Annotated in this window: 20 protein-coding genes and 1 tRNA gene; 5 read left to right on the top strand and 16 right to left on the bottom strand. The window is 71.8% G+C overall.

What is annotated here, in order from left to right:
- The first annotated feature begins 1,225 nt into the window (after positions 1-1,225).
- Positions 1,226-2,098: a DUF2797 domain-containing protein gene (locus ACFYOP_RS33585; RefSeq protein ID WP_356899557.1), complete on the top strand. Its 873-nt coding sequence runs from the start codon at positions 1,226-1,228 to the stop codon at positions 2,096-2,098.
- A 31-nt stretch (positions 2,099-2,129) separates the two neighbouring features.
- Positions 2,130-3,029, top strand: coding sequence for an amidohydrolase family protein (locus ACFYOP_RS33580; protein ID WP_388453909.1), 900 nt, complete (start codon positions 2,130-2,132; stop codon positions 3,027-3,029).
- Between the two features lie 89 nt (positions 3,030-3,118).
- Here the strand turns inward: ACFYOP_RS33580 and ACFYOP_RS33575 are convergent, their stop codons facing one another.
- Positions 3,119-4,903, bottom strand: coding sequence for a S8 family serine peptidase (locus tag ACFYOP_RS33575; protein ID WP_356899541.1), 1,785 nt, complete (start codon positions 4,901-4,903; stop codon positions 3,119-3,121).
- 468 nt (positions 4,904-5,371) lie between these two features.
- Complete coding sequence (locus ACFYOP_RS33570) at positions 5,372-8,170, bottom strand: LuxR C-terminal-related transcriptional regulator (RefSeq protein ID WP_388453905.1); 2,799 nt, start codon at positions 8,168-8,170, stop codon at positions 5,372-5,374.
- Between the two features lie 80 nt (positions 8,171-8,250).
- Here ACFYOP_RS33570 and ACFYOP_RS33565 point away from each other — a divergent pair, with 80 nt between their 5' ends.
- Positions 8,251-8,988: a response regulator transcription factor gene (locus ACFYOP_RS33565; RefSeq protein WP_356899543.1), complete on the top strand. Its 738-nt coding sequence runs from the start codon at positions 8,251-8,253 to the stop codon at positions 8,986-8,988.
- A 137-nt stretch (positions 8,989-9,125) separates the two neighbouring features.
- On the opposite strand, the gene ACFYOP_RS33560 is transcribed toward ACFYOP_RS33565, so the two are convergent.
- From ACFYOP_RS33560 to ACFYOP_RS33550, 3 genes are all read right to left on the bottom strand, one after another.
- Positions 9,126-9,593 carry a PPOX class F420-dependent oxidoreductase gene (locus ACFYOP_RS33560; protein ID WP_356899544.1) on the bottom strand — a complete coding sequence of 156 codons (468 nt, stop codon included), beginning with the start codon at positions 9,591-9,593 and terminating at the stop codon, positions 9,126-9,128.
- A gap of 224 nt (positions 9,594-9,817) precedes the next feature.
- Positions 9,818-12,307 (bottom strand): MFS transporter, encoded by a 2,490-nt coding sequence (locus ACFYOP_RS33555; protein WP_356899545.1) that lies wholly within the window; start codon positions 12,305-12,307, stop codon positions 9,818-9,820.
- 8 nt (positions 12,308-12,315) lie between these two features.
- Positions 12,316-12,780 carry a MarR family winged helix-turn-helix transcriptional regulator gene (locus ACFYOP_RS33550; protein ID WP_356899546.1) on the bottom strand — a complete coding sequence of 155 codons (465 nt, stop codon included), beginning with the start codon at positions 12,778-12,780 and terminating at the stop codon, positions 12,316-12,318.
- Between the two features lie 200 nt (positions 12,781-12,980).
- Between ACFYOP_RS33550 and ACFYOP_RS33545 the strand changes: the two genes are divergently transcribed.
- Positions 12,981-13,202, top strand: a complete 222-nt coding sequence (locus ACFYOP_RS33545; protein WP_356899547.1) for a hypothetical protein — start codon at positions 12,981-12,983, stop codon at positions 13,200-13,202.
- A 36-nt stretch (positions 13,203-13,238) separates the two neighbouring features.
- Here ACFYOP_RS33545 and ACFYOP_RS33540 read toward each other — a convergent pair whose 3' ends face one another.
- The 9 genes from ACFYOP_RS33540 to ACFYOP_RS33500 all read right to left on the bottom strand — a co-directional run bounded on the left by ACFYOP_RS33540 (position 13,239) and on the right by ACFYOP_RS33500 (position 18,543).
- A complete protein-coding gene (locus ACFYOP_RS33540; RefSeq protein WP_356899548.1) occupies positions 13,239-14,033 on the bottom strand; it encodes a hypothetical protein in 795 nt (264 codons plus the stop codon).
- Positions 14,034-14,091: 58 nt separating this feature from the next.
- On the bottom strand, positions 14,092-14,949 hold the full coding sequence (locus ACFYOP_RS33535) for an RNA polymerase sigma factor SigF (protein ID WP_356899549.1): 858 nt from the start codon (positions 14,947-14,949) through the stop codon (positions 14,092-14,094).
- Positions 14,950-15,182: 233 nt separating this feature from the next.
- Positions 15,183-16,025 (bottom strand): RNA polymerase sigma factor SigF, encoded by an 843-nt coding sequence (locus ACFYOP_RS33530; RefSeq protein ID WP_264245140.1) that lies wholly within the window; start codon positions 16,023-16,025, stop codon positions 15,183-15,185.
- 177 nt (positions 16,026-16,202) lie between these two features.
- A complete protein-coding gene (locus tag ACFYOP_RS33525) occupies positions 16,203-16,496 on the bottom strand; it encodes a Dabb family protein (protein ID WP_356899550.1) in 294 nt (97 codons plus the stop codon).
- Between the two features lie 28 nt (positions 16,497-16,524).
- On the bottom strand, positions 16,525-16,689 hold the full coding sequence (locus ACFYOP_RS33520) for a hypothetical protein (protein WP_356899551.1): 165 nt from the start codon (positions 16,687-16,689) through the stop codon (positions 16,525-16,527).
- A 258-nt stretch (positions 16,690-16,947) separates the two neighbouring features.
- A tRNA-Ser gene (locus ACFYOP_RS33515) sits at positions 16,948-17,032 on the bottom strand.
- Between the two features lie 95 nt (positions 17,033-17,127).
- Positions 17,128-17,574 carry a tRNA adenosine(34) deaminase TadA gene (gene tadA / locus ACFYOP_RS33510; protein WP_388453913.1) on the bottom strand — a complete coding sequence of 149 codons (447 nt, stop codon included), beginning with the start codon at positions 17,572-17,574 and terminating at the stop codon, positions 17,128-17,130.
- An 89-nt stretch (positions 17,575-17,663) separates the two neighbouring features.
- Positions 17,664-18,200 (bottom strand): hypothetical protein, encoded by a 537-nt coding sequence (locus ACFYOP_RS33505; RefSeq protein WP_356899553.1) that lies wholly within the window; start codon positions 18,198-18,200, stop codon positions 17,664-17,666.
- Between the two features lie 160 nt (positions 18,201-18,360).
- The gene (locus tag ACFYOP_RS33500) at positions 18,361-18,543 is read right to left on the bottom strand and encodes a hypothetical protein (protein ID WP_356899554.1); all 183 of its coding nucleotides are present in this window, start codon (positions 18,541-18,543) and stop codon (positions 18,361-18,363) included.
- A gap of 116 nt (positions 18,544-18,659) precedes the next feature.
- Here ACFYOP_RS33500 and upp point away from each other — a divergent pair, with 116 nt between their 5' ends.
- Positions 18,660-19,295 carry a uracil phosphoribosyltransferase gene (gene upp, locus ACFYOP_RS33495; protein ID WP_356899555.1) on the top strand — a complete coding sequence of 212 codons (636 nt, stop codon included), beginning with the start codon at positions 18,660-18,662 and terminating at the stop codon, positions 19,293-19,295.
- 287 nt (positions 19,296-19,582) lie between these two features.
- On the opposite strand, the gene ACFYOP_RS33490 is transcribed toward upp, so the two are convergent.
- Together ACFYOP_RS33490 and ACFYOP_RS33485 are read right to left on the bottom strand one after the other, a co-directional pair.
- Positions 19,583-20,206 carry a LytR C-terminal domain-containing protein gene (locus ACFYOP_RS33490; protein ID WP_356899556.1) on the bottom strand — a complete coding sequence of 208 codons (624 nt, stop codon included), beginning with the start codon at positions 20,204-20,206 and terminating at the stop codon, positions 19,583-19,585.
- Positions 20,207-20,377: 171 nt separating this feature from the next.
- Complete coding sequence (locus ACFYOP_RS33485) at positions 20,378-20,674, bottom strand: type II toxin-antitoxin system VapB family antitoxin (RefSeq protein WP_003955420.1); 297 nt, start codon at positions 20,672-20,674, stop codon at positions 20,378-20,380.
- Between the last annotated feature and the right edge of the window lie 104 nt (positions 20,675-20,778).

Here is a 20,778-nt window from a genome sequence, read left to right as displayed (position 1 = left end):
ACGACTGGCTCCGCAAGGATCCCCGCGACCCACCAGACGTCATAGGACACGTGCAGGTCAGCACCGCAGCTACGAGAGCCGTCGTCCACCAACGCGCAGGCCAACCCTTGCTCACGTTTCCCCCAGCCAGAACCGCCGATGCCGACCCGCCCAGTGTGCCGTGCCCGCTGCGTGCCCGATCCAGTGGGACGTAGCGGGGACTCAAGGGGAGCAGCGGCGCCAACCACGCTCCAGCCCAGGTCGGGGAGTTGCCAGGTCAGCCGCCATCCGCATGCGGCGTCTTCCAAACTGGTGCTCCACACCAGGCCGGCCGCGCCTGACTCGGTCATTGAGACTCCACCGACCTCACCGGCAGATCAGGCAAAGGTATCGCAAAGGCGTTTTCGGCTACTTGCGGGCTATGTGCCGAATCCCGGCAGGATCACGTTATTTAAGGCGTGACCACGTTCGTGGTCGAGGTGAGGAGTCTCGGCTGCTGAGCACTCCGCACTCACAACGATCGTGGTAATGATCTACGACGAAAGTGGCAGGTCAACGCCTATTGGGAGCGGATCCACCCTCGTTGCTCCACCGCCGGATTCACTCCACGATGGGGATCGTCAAAACGAAGCCCGACCCACCGCACAGGCTTCCCGGCGAGAGCGGTAGGTCGGGCCACTGAACCGTTGGAGGTTCTTCAGTGAGTGTCTGCCCTAACCCAGCAGGTCTGTCAAACCCCCGTTGGCGATCATGGGGCGTAACCGTCATCGTCGTGGTGATCCTTGCCTCGGGTTCCGCTGCGAAGGTCTTTGGCGCCTACGCGGATGCAGCGGCCCTCATCGCCTTCTTGGCCGCAGCTGCGGTACAGCAGCCCCGTACCGCAACCCCAGCACCTCGCCCCGTCCGCTACCGCCCCTCGGGGACGTCGTAGCGGCCGGTATGGCCGTCGCTGACCGATCCGGCTAGAGCTACGGATCAGAAGGTTGCAGGTTCGAATCCTGCCGAGTGCACAGCAGGCCAGAGGCCCCGGACGATGAGTCCGGGGCCTCTCGCGTTGGCGGCCGGACATCAGCGAAGGTTTGAACCCCGCCGTGTGCACAGCAGCCCCCGCGTCCCCTGACGAGAGTCCGGGACGCTGCGTTGCCCGGACCCGCGACAGGTGCGGCAGGCCCGGTCCGGGAGTCCGTCGCCGGGCGTTGCGACAGGATGGGGGGATGCGGATCGCGGTGGAGGTACGGGCGGGGTGATGTGGCGGTGTGCGGGGGTCAGATGGCCGCCCGAGGCGCGGGTCGCGGTGCTCGAGTGGGAGGGCGGGCGCATCAGTCCGCTCGTCGCCGGTAAGGAGCTGGGCTTCCGGGCGGAAGGCGTGCGCCGGTGTACGGGGGCGCGGGGGAACGCCTGTCCGGTGCGGGCCGAGGTCCCGGGGCGGGCGGCGCAGGCGCGCTGTGGCGACTGCGCGCGGCTGGACCGGGCGCACTCGGTGGCCGCGGACGCCGTGCCCGACGATCCCCGTACGTATCGGGTGTATCTGGCGTGGTTCGGGCCGGGCATGGTCAAGGTCGGGATCACCGCCGAGCAGCGCGGGCCGGCGCGTTTGCTGGAGCAGGGCGCCGTGGTGTTCGCCTGGCTCGGGCGGGGGCCGCTGATGGCGGCGCGGCGCACGGAGGAGCTGTTGCGGGCCGCGCTCAGGGTGCCGGACCGGATCCCGTACGCCCATAAGCGGGCCGTGCGGGCCGCCTTGCCGGACAGTGCGGAGGAGCGCGCCGCCGAGGTCGCGGCGCTCCACGCGCGGGCGCTCGCCCTGCCGGGGTGGGCGGAGGCCCTGGAGTCGATCGCGTTCGAGGCGGTCGACCACGCCGGGGTGTTCGGGCTCGACGGGCTGCCCGCGGCGACGGCCGTGGTGCGGGAGCTCGTGGACGGCGGGGTGGTCGCGGGCCGGCTGGTCGCGGCGGCCGGGCCGGACCTGCATCTGCGGACCGCCGCGGACGGGGTCGTGGTCGTCGACACGCGGCTGATGACCGGGTGGGGGCTGGTGGGCGCCGGCGCCGCCGAAGCGGTGACCGTTCCGGTGAACGAGGTGGAGGCGGTGGACCCCGGCGTTCAGGACGGGCTGTTCTGATGGGACCGGACGGGTCAAGGCGGCGGGGCATATGGAGGGGGCGGCGTTGAGCGGGAGCGGGGCGGCGGAGGTACGGGAGTTCTGGCAGCGGCTCGAGCTGCCCGGGCTCGTGGACGTGCACACCCACTTCATGCCGGAGCAGGTGCTGAAGAAGGTCTGGGCCTACTTCGACGCCGTCGGCCCCCTGACCGGCATGGAGTGGCCGATCACGTACCGGCACGAGGAGGAGGAACGGGTCGCGCTGCTCCGGGAGTTCGGCGTACGGGCCTTCACCTCGATGCTGTACCCGCACAAGCCGGGGATGGCGGCCTGGCTCAACGGCTGGGCGGCGGACTTCGCCGCGCGGACGCCGGACTGCGCGCACACCGCGACGCTGTTCCCCGAGGACGGGGTGGACCGCTATGTGCGGGAGGCCGTCGAGGGCGGGGCGCGGATCTTCAAGTCGCATCTGCAGGTCGGGGCGTACGACCCGGCCGATCCGCTGCTGGACCCGGTCTGGGGCCTGCTCGCGGAGGCGCGCGTACCGGTGGTGATGCACTGCGGTTCCGGCCCGGCGCCCGGCAGGCACACCGGCCCCGAGCCGGTGGGGCGGGTGCTGGCGCGCCATCCCCGGCTGCGGCTGGTGGTGGCGCACATGGGGATGCCCGAGTACGGAGACTTCCTGGCCCTGGCCGAGCGTTATCCGGAGGTCCGGCTGGACACGACGATGGCGTTCACGGACTTCAGCGAGGCCTTCGCGCCGTTCCCCGAGGGGGAGCGGGGCCGGCTGGCGGACCTGGGGGACCGGATCGTGCTGGGCACGGACTTCCCGAACATCCCGTACCCGTACGCGCATCAGCTGCGTGCGTTGGAACGGCTGGGGCTGGGGGACGACTGGCTGCGGGCCGTCTGCCACGACAACGGCGCGGGGCTGCTGCTCGGCGGCGGGTAGCGCACAACCGCGAGGGAACGACGCAGGGGCCTGCCGATGCCCTCCTCGACATCGGCAGGCCCCCTGATGCGGCCTGAAGCGTGGACCTGTCAGAAGGTCAGGCTCCAGGAGTCGATGTAGCCGGTGTCACCGCTGTAGATGTCGGTGACCCGCAGCTTCCACGTGCCGCTCGCCGCCACGCCGGAGGCGTCGACGGTGTACGTGGTGATGACGTTGTCCGCGCTGTCGCTGGAGCTGGTGTTCTTCAGCACGGCCGAGGCGCCGTTCGGGGCGACGATCTCGATCTTGAGGTCACCCCGGTAGGTGTGCTTGATGTCGACGTCGATCTTGAGGGCGGACGGGGCGTTGCCGCTGATGCCGCTGACCGCGATCGACGAGGTGACCGTCGAGTTGTCCCGGATGCTCACATTGGCGGAGTTGGTGAACACGTTGCCGGTGGGCGGCTCCTCGGTGCCGCCGCCCGCGCCGAGGGTGGCCGCCGCGTCGGCGAGACCGGCGCCGCAGCCGCCGGAGCAGGTGCCGGGCAGGGTACGGGCGTTGTTCTTGATCGCGGCCTCGATCTGGCCCGGGGTCAGCGACGGGTCGGCCTGGTTCATCAGCGCGGCGAGGCCCGCGACGTGCGGGGCGGCCATGCTGGTGCCCTGGTACGCCACGTAGTTCTCGCTGCCGACGCTGCGGGTGCCGGAGTTCAGCGTGGACCAGATGCCGTTCGCGGAGCTCACCGCGGTCTCGCCGCCGGGAGCGGTGATGTCGACCACGCTCCCGTAGTTGGAGTACGAGGCCCGGTTGCCCTCACGGTCGGAGGCGGCGACGGTGATGACGTTGCTGCAGCTGGCCGGGTTGAAGTTGGCCGCGTTGGCGTTGCTGTTGCCGGCCGCCACGACGACGGTCGTGCCGCGGCTCACCGCGCCGTTGATGGCGCTCTGGGTGCCGGAGTCGCAGGAACCGCCGCCGCCGAGGCTCATGTTGATGACGTCGGCCGGGTTCGCGTTGGCGGGCACGCCCTGGACGGAGCCGCCGGACGCCCAGGTGATGGCGTCGATGATGTCGGCCGTCGTGCCGCCGCACTTGCCCAGCACGCGGACGGGCTGGATGGTCGCGTTGTACGCGATGCCGGCGATGCCCTTGCCGTTTCCGGTGGTCGCGGCGATGGTGCCGGCGACGTGGGTGCCGTGCCAGGAGTTGTTGGTGTCGCGGGACGGGACCGGCTGGCCGTTCTGGTCTGTGCCGCACTCGCCGGCGTTCAGCCAGTCGCCCGGGTCGGCGGGGTTGCTGTCGCGGCCGCCGCCGTCGTTCGCCATGAACGGGTCGGAGATGAAGTCGTAGCCGGCGATCACATTGGCGGCGAGGTCCGAGTGGGCCACGTAACCGGTGTCGATGACGGCGACCTTGACGCCCTCGCCGGTCGCCTTGTCCCAGGCGCCGGGGACGTTCATGCCGGCCCTGGCCTCGAAGAGGTCCCACTGGCGGTTGTACTCGGTGTCGTTCGGCTGCACGGCCGTGGCGTACATCCGGGTGTCCGGGACGACGTACGCGACGTCAGGGTCGGCGCGGAAGGCGTCCATGACGTCGGCGGTGTCCGCCTTGTCGAGCTCTGCGCCGAGGTCGACCAGGGCGGCTCCGGTGCCGAGCCGGCGGTCGAAGTCGAGGGTCTCGCCGGCCTTCTTGCCCTTGGCCTTGGCGTCCTTGGCCGCGGCGTCGTCGGACTTGGCCTCCGCGGCCTTCGTCTTGTAGCCGACGATGAGGCGCTCTACGGGCTCTTCGGCCGGTGCTGCCGGGGCTGCCGCGTTGGCCGCCGTCTGTGCGCCCGGGGCGGGAAGGGGCGCGGCGACGGAGGTGGCGGTGCCGGCACAGAGCAGTGCGGTGCAGCTCACCGCGAGGACGGATATGCGAATGCGTCTGGAACCGTTCAAGGCATTGCCTTTCGAGGGTTTGACCTGGCGCGGGAACCAAAGGGGAAAATGGTTCAGTTCATGACAAGCCAGGCTTCCTGTGGCCGCGGACAGGATGCAGGGGGTTGAGGGGGCGGCCGTCCTATGCGGCGGGCGAAGGGAGCCCCGGCCGGCGAGCGCCAATGGTTGGGGTGCAGCGCTCGTGTCCGGATGTTGGGGACGCACGGTGCGGTGGTTGCCGGCCTGGTGGGCCGAAGGCACCGCACACGGCTCCCTTCAGCCGCGCATGTCACCGGTCGGCCGAAACGCGCTGACAGCTCCCCCGCTGTGGATGCGCGTTCGACCGGCCGGTTGGCAGGGAACCTACGGCCGGAATCAGCCATCCGTATATCCGGATGGGCGCCGCTACGGATACCTGTTTAACCCCTGCTCATACGGTGACCGGTCCGATTAGCCACCGTTTGCCACTCCGTCCATGGCCTCCGGCAGTACGGCCGCGTCGATCATCGCCGCGAGGTGCTGCCGGGACGTGGTGCCGAGTTTGCGCATGGCCCGGGCGACGTGCTGCTCGACCGTCCGCGGTGAGAGATGCAGGGTCGTCGCGATCTCCCGGTTCGTCAGCCCGGTCCCCGCCAGTTCGGCGACCTCGCGCTCACGCGGCGAGAGACGGTCGCCGTACGAGGGCCGGCCCGGCGGGCGCGCCTCCTTGGCGGGCTGGTGCGAGCGGAGCAGGGCACGGGCGCGGGCGGCGTCCCATACGGCGCCCAGCTCGGCGAACTGCCGCGTGGAGGCGGTCAGATCGGCGACGGCCCGCGCCTTGTCCCCAGCCGTGTCTTCGCCCTGGGCCTCGTCGCCGTGCGCAGCGTCGCCGTCCGGCCGACAGGCCCCGGCGGCATCCGCCCCCGCAGTCTCCGAGGCGCTGCCCGCCTCCAGGGCGCAGCGTCCCGCGGCCTCCGTGGTCAGCGCCTGGGCGTACGGACGCGGCAGCGCCCCGTACGCGGCGGCGGCCTGCCGGTACAGCGGGACGGCGTCGAGCCACCGGCCCTCCGCCTCGGCGAGCGCGGCGCGGCTCCAGGTCACCGCGGCCCGCGCCGTGGGGGCGTCGCGGCCATCGAGGCCCGCCTCGAACTCGGTGATCACGGCCCGTGCCGCTGCGCTGTCGCCGGTGCGGGCCATCGCTTCGACGGCCCAGGGCGCCAGGTCCGCAGCCCACACCCATACGCCCTTCTGTTTCACCTTCGCCCAGGCCCGACGCGCCTCCACCGCCGCGTCGGGCAGTTCCTGGCGGGCCAGCGACAGCCGGATCAGGGCCCCGGAGGTGGCCGCGGCGAGCGGCGGTGCGGCGTCCCTGCGGGACGACGGGTCGGCGCCGCCCAGCCAGGACAGCGCCGAGCTCCACTCGCCCTGCGCCAGTGCGAGCAGTCCGCGCACCACCCGGGCGTCCGCGCAGATCACCGGCATGTCGGCCGTCGCGGCGACGAAGGTCTCGCACCGCTCGGCCAGTCCCGCCCACCGTCCGGTGACCCACTCCAGCAGCAGCCGGGCGCCCAGCGCCGTGTGCTTGGTGTAGGGGGCGCCGCTCTTGCCGGACAGTTCGAGCCCCTCGGTCAGCAGCTCCTCCGCCCGCCCGTGGTGGCCGAGCCACAGCGCGGAGTCGGCCGAGTTGCACAGTCCGCGCGCCGCGTGCAGCCGGCACCGGTGGTCGGGGCTGTCCGTGGGCAGCTCCTTGACCAGTGCCCAGGCCTGCGGGTCGCCGCAACTCATGGCGAGCGCGGCCCGGTTGGCGGCGACGGCCGTGCGGACGACCTCGTCGCCGCTGTCCGCCGCGGCCCGGGCCGCGTCCTCCAGCCACGCCCGGTGGACGTCGAACGAGGAGTTGGGCCAGTACGGCATGGCGAGAGCGGACATCGCCCGTGCCGCCAGGTCGGGCCTGGCCTCGCGGAGTTCGGCGGCGGCCCGTTCGAGCTCCTTCCAGCCCTGGTCGCTCATGCCGACCTGGTTGCACAGCAGCAGCCCCAGGTCGAGCCGGAGTTCGCCCCGTACGGCTGCCGGGAGGGCCGCGTCCTCGATGATCTGGGTCAGCACCTGGACGGTCTGGTCGGAGCGCAGTCCGACGACCGCGCTGCGTGCCAGCACCGGCGCCAGCCGGGCCCGGGCCTGCGGCGGTACGGCCGGGTCGGCGAGGGTCTGCTCGAGCAGCCCGATGGCCTCCTGGTGGAGCCCCGCCTCGGCGGCTTGCCGCGCCGCCTGCTCGACGGCGCGCAGCCAGCCGCGTATTCGCCCGCCCGCCCGGTGGTGCCCGGCGAGCGACGCCCACGGCACGGGCTGCCGGTGGCCGAGCACGTCCGCCGCCCGCCCGTGCAGCTCCTGCCGTACGGGACCGGGCACGGACTCGCGCACGGCGACGGCCGCGAGCGGTACGGGCAGCCCGTAGCCCGCGTCCGACTCCGTGAGCGCCGCGCCGGCGAGGGCGGCGAGGAGCGCCCGCCTGCCGGGGCCGCGGCCGAGTCCGGAGACGGTGACCAGTTCGTCGCGGCCGGCCGGCTCGCCCAGCACGGCGGCGGCCCACACGATCGGGCGGTGCTCCGGCGCCAGGGCGGCCGTCCGGCCGAGGCTCAGGTCGGCCAGCCGTACGGGCACTCCGGCGGCGTCGACGTCGGCCGCCGTGCACCGCTGTCGGGTGCTGTCCCGCAGGACCGCCAGCAGATCGACCACGATCTGGGCCACGCCGCCCGAGCGCTCGTGCAGCCGGGCGACCGCCTCCTCGGTGCAGCGGTCGCCGAGCACGGCGGCCGTGACCTTGCGGACCGCGTCCACGCTCCACGGCCGGACCCGGTGCCGCAGCACGGTGAGCTCGGGCGGATACCGGGGCGGCGGGGCGCCCAGGGCCAGGCCGGGGTCGGCCAGCTCCTCGGGGCGGCAGGTGATCACGGTCGCGAGCCCCGGCCGGGGGCGTTCCAGCAGCCCGCGGATCCGCGCCAGCTCCCCGGCGTCCGCGCGGTGGACGTCCTCCACGGCGAGCAGCACCGGCCCGTCGGCCGGCAGCTGCGGGGGCGCGGCCGACTCGCCGCACGCCCACCGCAGGCAGGTCGCCCGGGCCGCTTCCGGCAGGGCGGTCAGCTCCTGGACCAGGCGGCTCTTGCCCGTACCGGCGCGGCCCTCCACCAGGACGAGGACCGGGGCCGCGCCGTCACCGGTGAGCGTCCGCCGCAGCCGCAACGCCCAGAAGGATTCGTGTGCTGTCACCACGCCGCCCGTCCTCCGACCTTCTCAGGGAATTCACAGGTTCAGGAAAGAAGCCTCTCAGGGCAATGTCACAGCCTGGCGACATGACGATGACCACGCCTTCGGGGCGCACCGAAATGCTCAGGCCGGACGGCAGTCCGGTGCGGGTGCTCGTCGTGGACGACGAGGCGCCGCTGAGCGATCTGCTGTCGATGGCCCTGCGGTACGAGGGCTGGGAGGTCCGCAGCGCCGGTGACGGCGCGGCGGCGGTCCGTACGGTGCGCGACTTCCGGCCGGACGCCGTGGTGCTCGACGTGCTGCTGCCGGACATGGACGGGCTCGCCCTCATGGGGCGGCTGCGGCGTGAGGTGCCGGACGTGCCCGTGCTCTTCCTGACGGCGCGCGACGCGGTCGAGGACCGGATCGCGGGACTCACCGCCGGGGGCGACGACTACGTGGCCAAACCGTTCTCGATGGAGGAGGTCGTGGCACGGCTGCGCGGCCTGATCCGGCGCTCCGGCACGCCGGTGGCGCGCAGCCAGTCGCAGCTCACCGTCGGTGACCTCACCCTCGACGAGGACAGCCACGACGTGACGCGGGGCGGCCGGCCGGTCCATCTGACCGCGACCGAGTTCGAGCTGCTGCGCTATCTGATGCGCAACCCGCGCCGTGTGCTGAGCAAGGCGCAGATCCTGGACCGGGTGTGGAGCTACGACTTCGGGGGCCGGGCCAATGTCGTCGAGCTCTACATCTCGTACCTGCGCCGGAAGATCGACGCCGGACGCCCGCCGATGATCCACACCCGGCGCGGCGCGGGTTACCTGATCAAGCCCGCGGAGTGACGCGGCGACGGGTCCGGTGACCTGGGCGGTAGCACCGTCCTGTCCGTCGCGGGGGGCGGCGCGGACGAGCGGGCGCGGCTCTCGGACGGACTTCAGACCCGGGTTCCCACGCCCCGCCCCTACCGGCACGGCGCGCGTCAGTCCTCTGCGAACCGGGCCGGGAAGCCGCCCGTGGCGATCGGGCCCCACCGCTCGGGGGTGATCCGGATGATCGACTTGCCCTGCTCGACCATCGCCGCGCGGTACTCGTCCCAGTCCGGGTGCTCACCGGAGATGTTGCGGAAGTACTCGACGAGCGGCTCGACCGACTCCGGGGAGTCGATCACCTCGGCCGTGCCGTCGATCTGCACCCACGGTCCGTTCCAGTCGTCCGACAGGACGATCACGCTGACCCGATCGTCCCGCCTGGCGTTGCGCGTCTTGGCCCGTTCCGGGTACGTCGAGACGACGATCCGGCCCGCGTCGTCCACCCCGCACGTCAGCGGCGAGCCCTGCGGGGCCCCGTCGGAGCGGCGGGTCAGCAGGACCGCCCGGTGCCTGGGGCGTACGAAGTCCAGCAACTGGTCGAGTTCCACCCTGGTGTTGGTGGCGATGTGACGTGCCATGGCGCGCACCCTACGGGAGGTCCCCGCCCCGGACCGGCCGGATGTCCGGCTCCGCCCTCGGCGTCGCCCGTCCGGCCCCTGTCCTGCCGGACCGCGGCAGGTGCGCGGGCCCCGGGACAGGGGCGACCGGCCGTCCCCTGCCTGCCGCCCCGCCACCGGGGCCCGTCTCCGCCGGGTGGCCGGCCCGTGCTCCGCTGGGAAACGGGCCGGCCTCCCGGGGTCTGTCACTCGCCCGGGTGGGCGAGCTCGATGTCGTGGCCGTCGACGGCGCGGTCAGTCACGGTCAACTGCCCGGCCACCGGGGGGTATCCGGCCGCGACGACCGTGTACTGGCCCGCGTCCAGGTCCGTGAAGGCGTACGTCCCGTCGGCACCGGTCGTCGCGCCGGCGACCACGTGCCCTGCCGCGTCCACGAGCGTCACCCGGGCGCCGGCCAGTGGCCGGCGTTCGGCGCCGGCCCGTACCGCGCCGCGGACCACGGCGCCGGCGCGCAGCACCGCCTCGACCCGGGTCACGCCCTGGCCGCCGATCTCGACGGGCAGCGCGAGCGGCCGGTGGCCGGCGGCGCTCACCGCGACGGTCACGGCGCCGGGCGCCAGCTCGGTGAAGGCGAACTCGCCGTGCTCGGTGCTCGTCCCGGTGGCCAGCACCTCGCCGCGCGCGTCGGTGACGACGACCGTCGCGCCCTCGACCGGGTTGTCGCCGTCCGCGGCCCGTACGACTCCGGTGAGCCCGCTCGTACCGTCGAGCACGATGTCGTGGTCCCCCAGAGCCTTCGGCCCGGGAGGCGCCCCCAGTGCTTCGCCTGCGACGACCACCGTGGCGGCCTGCGGCCGGCAGCCGTCGGCCGAGGCGACCAGCACGTACGGGCCGGGACCCGGCGCGTCCAGCGTGTAGCGGCCGTCGCTCCGTGCGACGCAGCGTCCGAGCTGGCGGCCGGCCGGTGAGATCAGCGTGACCGCCGCGCCGGGCAGCACGCCGCCCTCGGATCCGCGGACCACGCCGTGCACCGCGACTCCACCGGCCACATCGGTGACCGGCTCGGTCTCGACCGCCTGCGCCGGGGCGGGGGCCTCAGCGGCGGCGACGGCCTCGGGGGCCCCGGTCGCCGCGGGGGCCTTGGCGTCCGGCGAACCGCTCTTCAGGGCGACCTCCTTGATGAAGACGGTCACGACGAGCGCGAGCAGCGCGAAGGGCGCCGAGTAGAGGAAGACGTCGGCGACGCCGTGGCCGTACGCCGCCTCCATCACCGTGCGGACAGGTCCGGGCAGGGCGTCCAGGTCGGGGATGCCGCCGCCGGCCGTACCGCCGTGCCCGGCCGCCGCGCCCTGCGGGCCGAGCTCCGCGAGCCCGTCCTCGACGTAGCCGGTGACCCGGGTGGCCATGACCGCGCCGAGCGCGGAGACGCCGATCGCGCCGCCGAGGGACCGGAAGAAGGTGACGACCGAGCTGGCCGCGCCGAGATCGGCGGGGGCGACCTGGTTCTGGGTGCAGAGCACCAGGTTCTGCATCATCATGCCGATGCCGAGACCCATGAGGGCCATGAAGACCGCGATGTGCCAGTACTCGGTGTCATACCGGATGGTGCCCAGCAGACCGAGGCCCGCCGTGACCAGCGCGCCGCCGGCGACGAGCCAGCCCTTCCAGCGGCCGGTCCTGGTGATGATCTGACCGGAGACGGTGGACGAGACGAACAGGCCGCCGATCATCGGGATGGTCAGCACCCCGGACATGGTCGGCGACTCGCCCCGCGCCAGCTGGAAGTACTGGCTGAAGAACACGGTGCCGGCGAACATCGCGACGCCGACGAAGAGCGACGCCAGCGACGCCAGCGTGATGGTGCGGTTGCGGAACAGCCGCAGCGGGATGATCGGCTCGCTCGCCCTCGACTCCACCAGCAGGAACAGCGCGCCGAGGACGACGGAGCCGCCGACCATCGCACCGGTCTGCCACGAGAACCAGTCGTACTTGTCGCCGGCGAAGGTCACCCAGACCAGCAGCAGCGAGACGGCGGCGCTGATGAAGAACGCGCCCGACCAGTCGACCTTGACCTCACGCCTGACCACCGGCAGCTTGAGCGTCTTCTGCAGCACGAGCAGGGCGATGAGCGCGAACGGCACGCCGACGTAGAAGCACCAGCGCCAGCCGAGCCAGTCGGTGTCGGTGATGACGCCGCCGAGCAGCGGGCCGCCGACGGTCGCGACGGCGAAGACGGCGCCGAGGTAGCCGCTGTAGCGGCCGCGCTCGCGCGGCGCGATCATCGCGGCCATCACGATCTGCGCCAGGGCGGACAGTCCGCCGACGCCGATGCCCTGGACCACCCGGCAGGCGATCAGCATGGCCGAGCTCTGCGAGAGCCCGGCGACCACGGAGCCCAGCACATAGATGAGCAGTGCTATCTGGACCAGCAGCTTCTTGGAGAAGAGGTCGGAGAGCTTGCCCCACAGGGGGGTGGTCGCGGTCATCGCCAGCAGCGACGCGGTCACGACCCAGGTGTAGGCGCTCTGCCCGCCGCCGAGGTCCGTGATGATCTCCGGCAGGGCGTTGGAGACGATCGTCGACGACAGGATCGCGACGAACATGCCGAGCAGCAGCCCGGACAGCGCCTCCATGATCTGCCGGTGCGTCATCGGCGCCCCACCCTGGGCGGCGGCGGCCGCCCCGCCGTGCTTGGCGTGGCCGCCCCGCACACCGCTCGGTGTGGTCGTAGCCATGAACTTCCTTAACGGTCTTGTGCAGGTGTACGGGTGGCGTGGGCCCGGCAGTCCCCGACGGAATCCCGCAGGCGGGCCAGCATCGCGTTGAGCTGTCCGACTTCGTCGTCGGACCAGTCCTCGAGGCAGTCGGCGAAGATGTCCGCGGTCCGGCGGCCGAGTTCGCCGAGCAACTCCTCGCCCGAGGCGGTGAGCCGCAGGATGCGGGAGCGCCGGTCGTCGGGGTCGGGGGACCGCTCCAGCCAGCCGCGGTCCACGACATGGGCCACATGTCTGCTCGTCACGGACATGTCGACGGCCAGCAGTTCGGCGAGGCGGCTCATCCGCATCTCTCCGTGCCGGCTGACGAGAGCCAGCACGGCGGCGGACCCGGAGGGGCAGTCGGCGGGCAGCACCCGCGAGAGGCTGCGTTTCACGGCCCCGACGGCACTGATCTGCCGGGCCAGCTCCTCGTACTGACTGCGCTCGGCCACGGCCCCTCCACGTTTTGTTGCTTAGGGCAACGATAGAAGCCGTTGGTTGCTACAGGCAAATGAAAAGCGGGTCGAACGGGTAAAGGAACCCCAAAGGCTTTGCATCTGCAGAGTCATGCGGGAGTCATGTCCGTGTCCGGAGCCTTCCGGCGTCCGCCCGGGGTTGGGCCGGGCACCGCCGTTCGCTAGGGTCCTGGGCCATGGCACACAACCCCCATGCTCCCCAAGGCCAGGGCCCCGAGGGCGCCCACGACCCCGCGGGCAGCACCCAGATGTTCCGCGCCTTCGTCGACGAAGGCGCTCCGCAGGGCCGCCCGGCCGCGACGCCGGCCGCGTCGTCCTCGTCGCGCGTCGGCCTAATCGCCGGCGTGATCGCGGTGGTGGTCGTCCTCGGCGCGGTCGCCTGGCTCGCCCTCGGCTGACCGGCCCGGCCGGCCTGTCGCGCCGGCCGGTCTCCGTCACTTCCAGGTCGCGGTGACGTCCTGGGTCTCGATGTGCATGCCCCGAGGCACCCGCCAGGCGTCCACGCAGACCGTGTACGTCTGCTTCCGTACGCCCCCGGGCGCGATCGGCGCGGGCAGGGACTGCCGGGACTCCACCGTGGCCCAGTCGATGCCGAGCGCGCCGATGATGTGCGTCGCGAAGGTGACGGTGCCGGATGCGGCGGCGGTGCCGCCGGTGTTGCGGAACTCCACGGTGACCTTCTCGCACCACCGCTTGTCCAGGGCCTCGCGCACGGGCTCGCCGAGCTGGAGTGCGGCGGGGGCCGTGGGTCCGTGATCCGGGTCGGGCCCGGGCGGGTCCGGCGTCGGTGACGGTTTCGGACTCGGCTTCGGGGAAGCGGGGGGCTTCGGGGCGCCCGGTGCTCCGCCGGGGCCCGGCGTCTGCTGAGGCGTGCCCTCCACGGGGGTCCCTGCGCCGCCCGTACCGCTTGCGTGTCCCGGGGCGGACTCGGCCTGGCCGTTGCCGCCCTGCGGCCGCCCTGTCGCCCGGCCGGACGCGTCGGGGCCCTGCCCGGCCACCTTCCCGGCAGGGGCAGTGCGCCCGTCGCCGGTGCGTCCGTCGCCCCCCGCTCCGTCCAGCGGGGCGAGCGAGACCTCGCCCTGCGGCGGCACCGCGGCGGTCGGCGCCCGATCGGTGCCCGCGGCGCCGAGCGCCACGTCACCGTCGCCGCTTCCGCCGCCGCACGCGGTCAGCGCTCCGCAGAGGCAGAGCGCCGACGCCACGATTCCCGCACCGGTCCGTCGTCGCATCGCGCCAGTGTGGCTGACGACCCGTCAGGACGGAAGCCCGGTGCACGGACCTCGGACCTCAGTCCGCGATCAGCCCTTCCCGCAGCTGCGCGAGCGTGCGGGTCAGCAGGCGGGAGACGTGCATCTGGGAGATGCCGACCTCCTCGCCGATCTGCGACTGCGTCATGTTGGCGAAGAAGCGGAGCATGATGATCTGCCGCTCCCGGGGCGGGAGTTTGGCGAGGAGCGGCTTGAGCGACTCGCGGTACTCGACGCCTTCCAGCGCCGTGTCCTCGTAGCCCAGCCGGTCCGCCAGCGAGCCTTCGCCGCCGTCGTCCTCGGGCGAGGGCGAGTCCAGCGAAGAGGCCGTGTAGGCGTTGCCCACAGCGAGGCCGTCGACGACGTCCTCCTCGGACACCCCGAGGACCACGGCGAGTTCGGGGACGGTCGGCGAGCGGTCGAGCTTCTGGGCGAGCTCGTCGCTGGCCTTGGTGAGCGCGAGCCGCAGCTCCTGGAGTCGGCGCGGCACCCGCACCGACCACGAGGTGTCGCGGAAGAAGCGCTTGATCTCGCCCACGACCGTCGGCATCGCGAACGTCGGGAACTCCACGCCCCGCTCGCAGTCGAAGCGGTCGATCGCCTTGATCAGTCCGATCGTGCCGACCTGGACGATGTCCTCCATCGGCTCGTTCCGGCTGCGGAAACGTGCCGCGGCGTACCGGACGAGGGGGAGGTTGAGCTCGATGAGGGTGTCGCGCACATAGGTGCGCTCCGGGCTGTCGTCGGCCGCGCCCTCGGAGTCCAGGGCGCGCAGCCGCAGGAACAGGGAGCGGGAGAGCGTGCGGGTGTCGATGGCTTCCGAGCTGCCGGACTCGACAGGTGCGGGCGCGCTTGGCGCGCGAGTGAGCACCTTCGAGCTGCCCTGTTCTACGGACATGCCACCCCCTTGAGGTCGCGGACGGTCGCGGTGGCCGCGACCGTCTGAGGAACGCAGCCTCCACCTGAATACCGGCGGCGGGGCTGCGGCAAACGCGGTTCCAGCAGAATGTCACATGTCGGCAACACGCTGTAGTGACATGTCGACAAGTATCGCGCAAAATTGCCCAGGAAACAGGGGATACAAGGCTTTTGAGGGTACGTCAGCGATCGAGGGCTCTCTACCCGTTCGAGCTACGCTTCGATCCTGTTTGCGGAACGAAGCCGGGCGAAGCTTCTCGCCAGCAATCGCGACACGTGCATCTGTGAGACACCCAGCTCCTGACTGATCTGGGACTGCGTCAGGTTGCTGTAGTAACGGAGCATCAGGATCCGCTGCTCCCGCTCGGGCAGCTGTACGAGAAGGTGGCGCACCAGGTCCCGGTGCTCGACCCCGGCCAGCGCCGGGTCCTCGTAGCCGAGCCGGTCCAGCAGCCCCGGCATGCCGTCGCCCTCCTGGGCCGCCTCCAGCGATGTCGCGTGGTACGAGCGGCCGGCCTCGATGCAGGCGAGCACCTCGTCCTCGCCGATCTTCAGCCGCTCGGCGATCTCGGCGGTCGTGGGGGAGCGGCCGTGGGCCGTCGTCAGGTCCTCGGTCGCGCCGTTGACCTGCACCCACAGCTCGTGGAGCCGGCGCGGCACGTGGACCGTGCGCACGTTGTCGCGGAAGTACCGCTTGATCTCGCCGACCACCGTGGGCATCGCGAACGTCGGGAACTGCACCCCGCGGTCCGGGTCGAACCGGTCGATGGCGTTGATCAGCCCGATCGTGCCGACCTGGACGACGTCCTCCATCGGCTCGTTGCGGCTGCGGAAGCGGGCGGCGGCGTACCGCACCAGCGGAAGGTTGGCCTCGATGAGCGCCGCGCGCACCCTGGAGTGCTCCGCGGTGCCCGCCTCCAGCCCCTTGAGGCGGCCGAACAGCACCTGGGTCAGAGCCCTGGTGTCGGCGCCGCGCCTCGCCGGCTTCGCGGCGGGTGCGGTGTCGTCCGGCCTTTCGTTCTGAGGTGGCACCTGAGGCGCAGTACTGGCCGACACGGTCAAGCCACCCCTTTGCGGTCATTTACGGTCAACTCATCCTTCAAAAGCGGTCATAGCATCACAAGACATGTCCACTGTGTGCAAGCACCCGATAACGCCGTGTTGACGTCATGGCGGGATGGAAAACCGAAAAGCCCCCCGCCCCAGGGGGGCGAGGGGTCTGCCGAGCGGGCCTCAGAACTCGTAGTCGGCGATCACCCACGTGGCGAATTCCCGCCACTGTCCGGCGGCGGCCTGATGGGCCGGGTGCTCGATGTAGCGCTTCAGCGCGTCCTTGTCGGCCACGGCCGAGTTGATGGCGAAGTCGTAGGCGATCGGCCGGTCGGTGATGTTCCAGGCGCACTCCCAGAACTCCAGCTCGGGGACGACCCCGTCCAGCTCCTGGAACGCCTTGACGCCGGCGACGACGCGCGGCTCGTCCCGCTCGACACCCTCGTTGAGCTTGAAAAGGACCAGATGGCGGATCAAGGGGGCTCCCTGCTTGGCCTGACGAGCCCTAGTTGACGAGCTCGGTCATGAACTCTCCGACGCCCATCGCGGCGCTCGAAATGCCCTCGAACCCTACCCCCACCAGCTCGGCCGCCCGGTTGGGGGACTTGATGATCGTCCACAGGATGAAGACGACGACGATGTAGACGGCTATCTTCTTGGCTTGCACCATCGGCCCCTGTCTCCCCTGCTGTCCCTGCCCCGGCCCACGCGTCGCGTGAGTCTAGCCGAGCGGATTTCGGACAGGATCTTCGCGGAACAAGCCCCCGGCAAGGCCCCCGCCCCCAGCGGCTCTTCCGGCCCCGCTTCCCCTCCGCATCCGTCCCCGAGCCGGCCCCTGTCCCCTTCCGCTCCACGAGCGGGGCGGAACAGCGGGGCGGAACAAGGATGAAGGGCCCCGGTGCATCGCACCGAGGCCCTTCGACAAGAGCGGTAGCGGAGGGATTTGAACCCTCGGTGACTTGCGCCACACTCGCTTTCGAGGCGAGCTCCTTCGGCCGCTCGGACACGCTACCGGGAGAGAGCTTAGCCCAAGGTGGGCCGTGCTCCGAAATCGGTTCCGCGAAACGGTCCGCCCGGACGTCCTCGTGCCACGAATGCCCGGGGCACGTCAGGGGCCGGCGGGCCCCGGCCGGTCGCGGAAGAACGCCGTCAGCTGCTGCGAGCACTCTTCTTCCAGCACTCCGAGGACCACCTCCGGCCGGTGGTTGAGCCGCCGGTCCCGTACGACGTCCCACAGCGAACCGGCCGCGCCCGCCTTCTCGTCCCGTGCGCCGTAGACCACCCGCTCCACACGCGACTGCACGAGGGCGCCGGCGCACATCGTGCACGGTTCCAGCGTCACGACCAGCGTGCAGCCGGTCAGCCGCCACTCGCCGAGGACGGCGGCGGCCCGGCGTATCGCCAGCACCTCGGCGTGCGCCGTCGGATCACCCGTCGCCTCACGCTCGTTGTGACCCGCGGCGAGGAGGGTGCCGTCCGCGGCCAGCAGGACGGCACCGACCGGCACATCACCGCCCCGGGCCGCGCGGTCCGCCTCGCCGAGGGCGAGGCGCATCGTCGCCTCCCACGGGCCGCGTACGGGGTCGCCACCGGGCACCGGGCCCGCGGGCCGGCCCGGTCCCTGCTCGTCTGCCTGCCGGGGCACTAGCGCACGGTCTCCAGCACCTCGTCCGCGCCCAGCGCGTCCGCGATCTCCATCAGCGCGTCGGTGTCCAGGGTCAGCAGCGCCTTCTCGGACAGTCCGAGGTCGGCGAGGATCTCGCGGTCGCCGACGGGGCCGGCCGGCACGGTCTCGCCGCCCTGGGCGGGTACGTCGACCGTCCTCTGCCCGTCCTCTTCCGGTTCTCCGTCCTCCGTGCCGTCGAGGTTCAGCGAGTCCAGGTCGTCGGCGGGGTCGTCGTCGTCCCCGCCGAGCAGTTCGTTGGTGAGGATCTCCCCATAGGAGGAGCGTGCGGCCGTGGCCGCGTCCGAGACGAAGATCCGGGGATCCTCCTCGCCCTCGACCCGCAGGACGCCGAACCAGGCGTCCTCCTGTTCGATGTAGAGGAGCACCGTGTCCTCGTCCACCGAGGCTTCGCGGGCCAGGTCGGTCAGATCCGACAGGGTCTCCACATCGTCGAGCTCTGTGTCGCTCGCTTCCCACCCGTCATGAGTGCGCGCGAGCAGTGCGGCGAAGTACACCGTGACTCTCCCACTGATCAGAGGTGTGACGACCGGCGGTGCGTTGCGTGTGCCCCGCCCACTCGGAATCGTGGCAGAAAGAGGCGCGTCGCGAGAGGTCTTCCGTCGTTGCGTCGGCCATCAGTTCTTACCGGTGTCCGTGGGACGGGCTACGGACGGGCTACCAGCGGAAGGTCCGCATGCGCATCTGCTGGCGCATCCGGGCGGCCCGGGCCCGTCGTGGCTGGACGCGGTCGCGCAGCGCTTTCGCCTCGTTCAGCTCGCGCAGGAACTGGGCGCGTCGCCTGCGTCGCTCCGCGTCGCTCGTCGATTCGGCTTCGCGCTCCGGCTCTGACTCGGGCATCGCCACACCACCCCACGGCTGCTTCCTACCGCCCTCGGCCCTGCGGCCTGGGGGGACACCTCTCCACCTTCCCTCCGGAGCCGTCCTTGATGCGAGCGCGGGCTACTGTTGACGGCATGCGGATCCACGTCGTCGACCACCCGCTGGTGGCGCACAAACTGACCACGCTGCGCGACAAGCGCACCGACTCCCCCACCTTCCGGCGGCTCGCCGACGAGCTGGTCACCCTGCTCGCGTACGAGGCCACCCGGGACGTGCGCACCGAGCAGGTCGACATCCTGACGCCGGTCACGGGCACGACGGGGGTGAAGCTGTCCCATCCGCGTCCGCTGGTGGTGCCGATCCTGCGGGCCGGCCTGGGCATGCTCGACGGCATGGTCCGGCTGCTGCCGACCGCCGAGGTGGGCTTCCTCGGGATGATCCGCAACGAGGAGACGCTCGAGGCGTCGACGTACGCGACCCGTATGCCGGAGGACCTGTCCGGCCGCCAGGTGTATGTGCTGGACCCGATGCTCGCGACCGGCGGCACGCTGGTGGCGGCGATCCGCGAACTGATCAGGCGCGGCGCGGACGACGTGACCGCCGTCGTGCTGCTGGCGGCGCCGGAGGGCGTCGAGGTGATGGAGCGGGAGCTGGCGGGGACGCCGGTGACCGTGGTGACCGCCTCGGTGGACGAGCGTCTGAACGAGCACGGGTACATCGTCCCGGGCCTGGGCGACGCGGGTGACCGGATGTACGGGACCGCCGACTAGGGCCTCTCGTTCGGATCTTGCCGGGCTCGTGTGCCCTGGCACCGCCCTCGCTGCGTTGTCGTCAGTCGCCGACGCTCCGCGTGGACTCCTTCCTCCGCCTTGCGATGCGTCCCCTCGGCCCCGGCGGGCCTGGGGAGACCCCATGCACCAGACCCCGCTCACTGATCCGGCCTGATCCAAACGAAAGACCCTGGGCGAAGCAGTTCGTTCGCGCGGCCGTCCGTGCCGTGACCGACAGAAGGGCCGGGAGCACTCCCGGCCCTTCTGCCGTCTCTCGGTCCTCTTCTTCAGCACTTCGCGGTGGGGGCCGGCTTCGGCTTGGTGAGCGCCGTGAGGGCCACGTCCGCGCTCGCCTTCGGGTCGAGCGACTTGAAGGCCGTGCCGATGATCAGATCGACGTCCGCCGTCTTGCGGGTGTCGGTCTTCGCCTGGAATCCCTGCACCTGAGTGCCCAGCACCCGGAAGGCGCCTTCCTGGGCGGTCGCCGCGCCGAGGAGGACCGCGGTGCCGGGGACCTTCTTGTCGTACGCGGCCGGCGCGTTGGCGACCTTGCCGATCTTGAAGCCACGTTTCTTCAGCTCGTCGGCCGTCGACTTGGCCAGGCCGGAGCGCGGTGTCGCGTTGTAGACGTTCACCGTGATCTGGCGGGGCAGCGGTGGCGGGGGCGCGGCGGAGGGGGACGGGCCGGGCTTGCAGGCGGCGCCGCGCGTCTTCGCGGTGGTCTTCCCGTCGCCCCCGGTGAACGCGTCGATGAGCTGCAGCGTCCCCCAGCCGGCCAGGCCCAGCGCGGTCACCGCGGCGACCACCGCAAATACGATCCTGCGGCGGCTCCGGGGGCGTCGCATTCGTGGGTACTTGTCGCCCGTGATGCGGTACTTTCCGCCCATGCCGGGTGGAGTCAGCATGCTCATGGGCGCAGCGTAGTGCCGCCGGGTGGCTATGCCTACTAAACGATCAGCGGATTGCGCCCGTACGGTGCCGAAACGCCCCCGAAAGGATCAGCCGCCGCCCGTCCGGAGCCGCCCGCGGCAGCCGCCGCCCGCTGGGACCGCTGACCGACGCTGCTGACGGCGTGGGCCCGCTCAGCCCAGCTCGAGCACGCGGGCGTGCAGCACCTGCCGCTGCTGGAGGGCCGCGCGCACCGCTCGGTGCAGGCCGTCCTCCAGATAGAGGTCGCCCTGCCATTTCACGACGTGGGCGAACAGGTCCCCGTAGAAGGTCGAGTCCTCCGCGAGGAGGGTCTCGAGATCCAGCTGGCCCTTGGTGGTCACGAGCTGATCGAGGCGGACCGGGCGCGGCGCGACATCCGCCCACTGCCGGGTGCTTTCCCGGCCGTGGTCGGGATACGGCCGCCCGTTACCGATGCGCTTGAAGATCACGCGGAAAGCCTACCGGTCAAGAGGCTCATGGCGCAGCCATGGAACCGCGGCACGATCCTGATCAAACTTTGCAAACCGGGAGAACAGGTCCTCCGCCGGCCGCC

Origin of the sequence: Streptomyces sp. NPDC006294, from assembly GCF_042870895.1 — a bacterium.
Classification (GTDB): domain Bacteria; phylum Actinomycetota; class Actinomycetes; order Streptomycetales; family Streptomycetaceae; genus Streptomyces.
The sequence above is the reverse complement of the archived record's forward strand: the minus strand, read 5'-3'. Positions and strand labels throughout refer to the sequence as shown.

What these genes read in the sequence shown, in the direction of transcription:
- ACFYOP_RS33585 (WP_356899557.1), top strand. Translation starts at nt 1,226, where the DNA reads ATGTGGCGGTGTGCGGGGGTCAGATGGCCGCCCGAGGCGCGGGTCGCG.
- ACFYOP_RS33580 (WP_388453909.1), top strand. Translation starts at nt 2,130, where the DNA reads ATGGAGGGGGCGGCGTTGAGCGGGAGCGGGGCGGCGGAGGTACGGGAG.
- ACFYOP_RS33565 (WP_356899543.1), top strand. Translation starts at nt 8,251, where the DNA reads ATGACGATGACCACGCCTTCGGGGCGCACCGAAATGCTCAGGCCGGAC.
- ACFYOP_RS33560 (WP_356899544.1), bottom strand. Translation starts at nt 9,593, where the DNA reads ATGGCACGTCACATCGCCACCAACACCAGGGTGGAACTCGACCAGTTG.
- ACFYOP_RS33555 (WP_356899545.1), bottom strand. Translation starts at nt 12,307, where the DNA reads ATGGCTACGACCACACCGAGCGGTGTGCGGGGCGGCCACGCCAAGCAC.
- ACFYOP_RS33545 (WP_356899547.1), top strand. Translation starts at nt 12,981, where the DNA reads ATGGCACACAACCCCCATGCTCCCCAAGGCCAGGGCCCCGAGGGCGCC.
- ACFYOP_RS33540 (WP_356899548.1), bottom strand. Translation starts at nt 14,033, where the DNA reads ATGCGACGACGGACCGGTGCGGGAATCGTGGCGTCGGCGCTCTGCCTC.
- ACFYOP_RS33535 (WP_356899549.1), bottom strand. Translation starts at nt 14,949, where the DNA reads ATGTCCGTAGAACAGGGCAGCTCGAAGGTGCTCACTCGCGCGCCAAGC.
- ACFYOP_RS33520 (WP_356899551.1), bottom strand. Translation starts at nt 16,689, where the DNA reads ATGGTGCAAGCCAAGAAGATAGCCGTCTACATCGTCGTCGTCTTCATC.
- tadA (WP_388453913.1), bottom strand. Translation starts at nt 17,574, where the DNA reads ATGCGCCTCGCCCTCGGCGAGGCGGACCGCGCGGCCCGGGGCGGTGAT.
- ACFYOP_RS33500 (WP_356899554.1), bottom strand. Translation starts at nt 18,543, where the DNA reads ATGCCCGAGTCAGAGCCGGAGCGCGAAGCCGAATCGACGAGCGACGCG.
- upp (WP_356899555.1), top strand. Translation starts at nt 18,660, where the DNA reads ATGCGGATCCACGTCGTCGACCACCCGCTGGTGGCGCACAAACTGACC.
- ACFYOP_RS33490 (WP_356899556.1), bottom strand. Translation starts at nt 20,206, where the DNA reads ATGAGCATGCTGACTCCACCCGGCATGGGCGGAAAGTACCGCATCACG.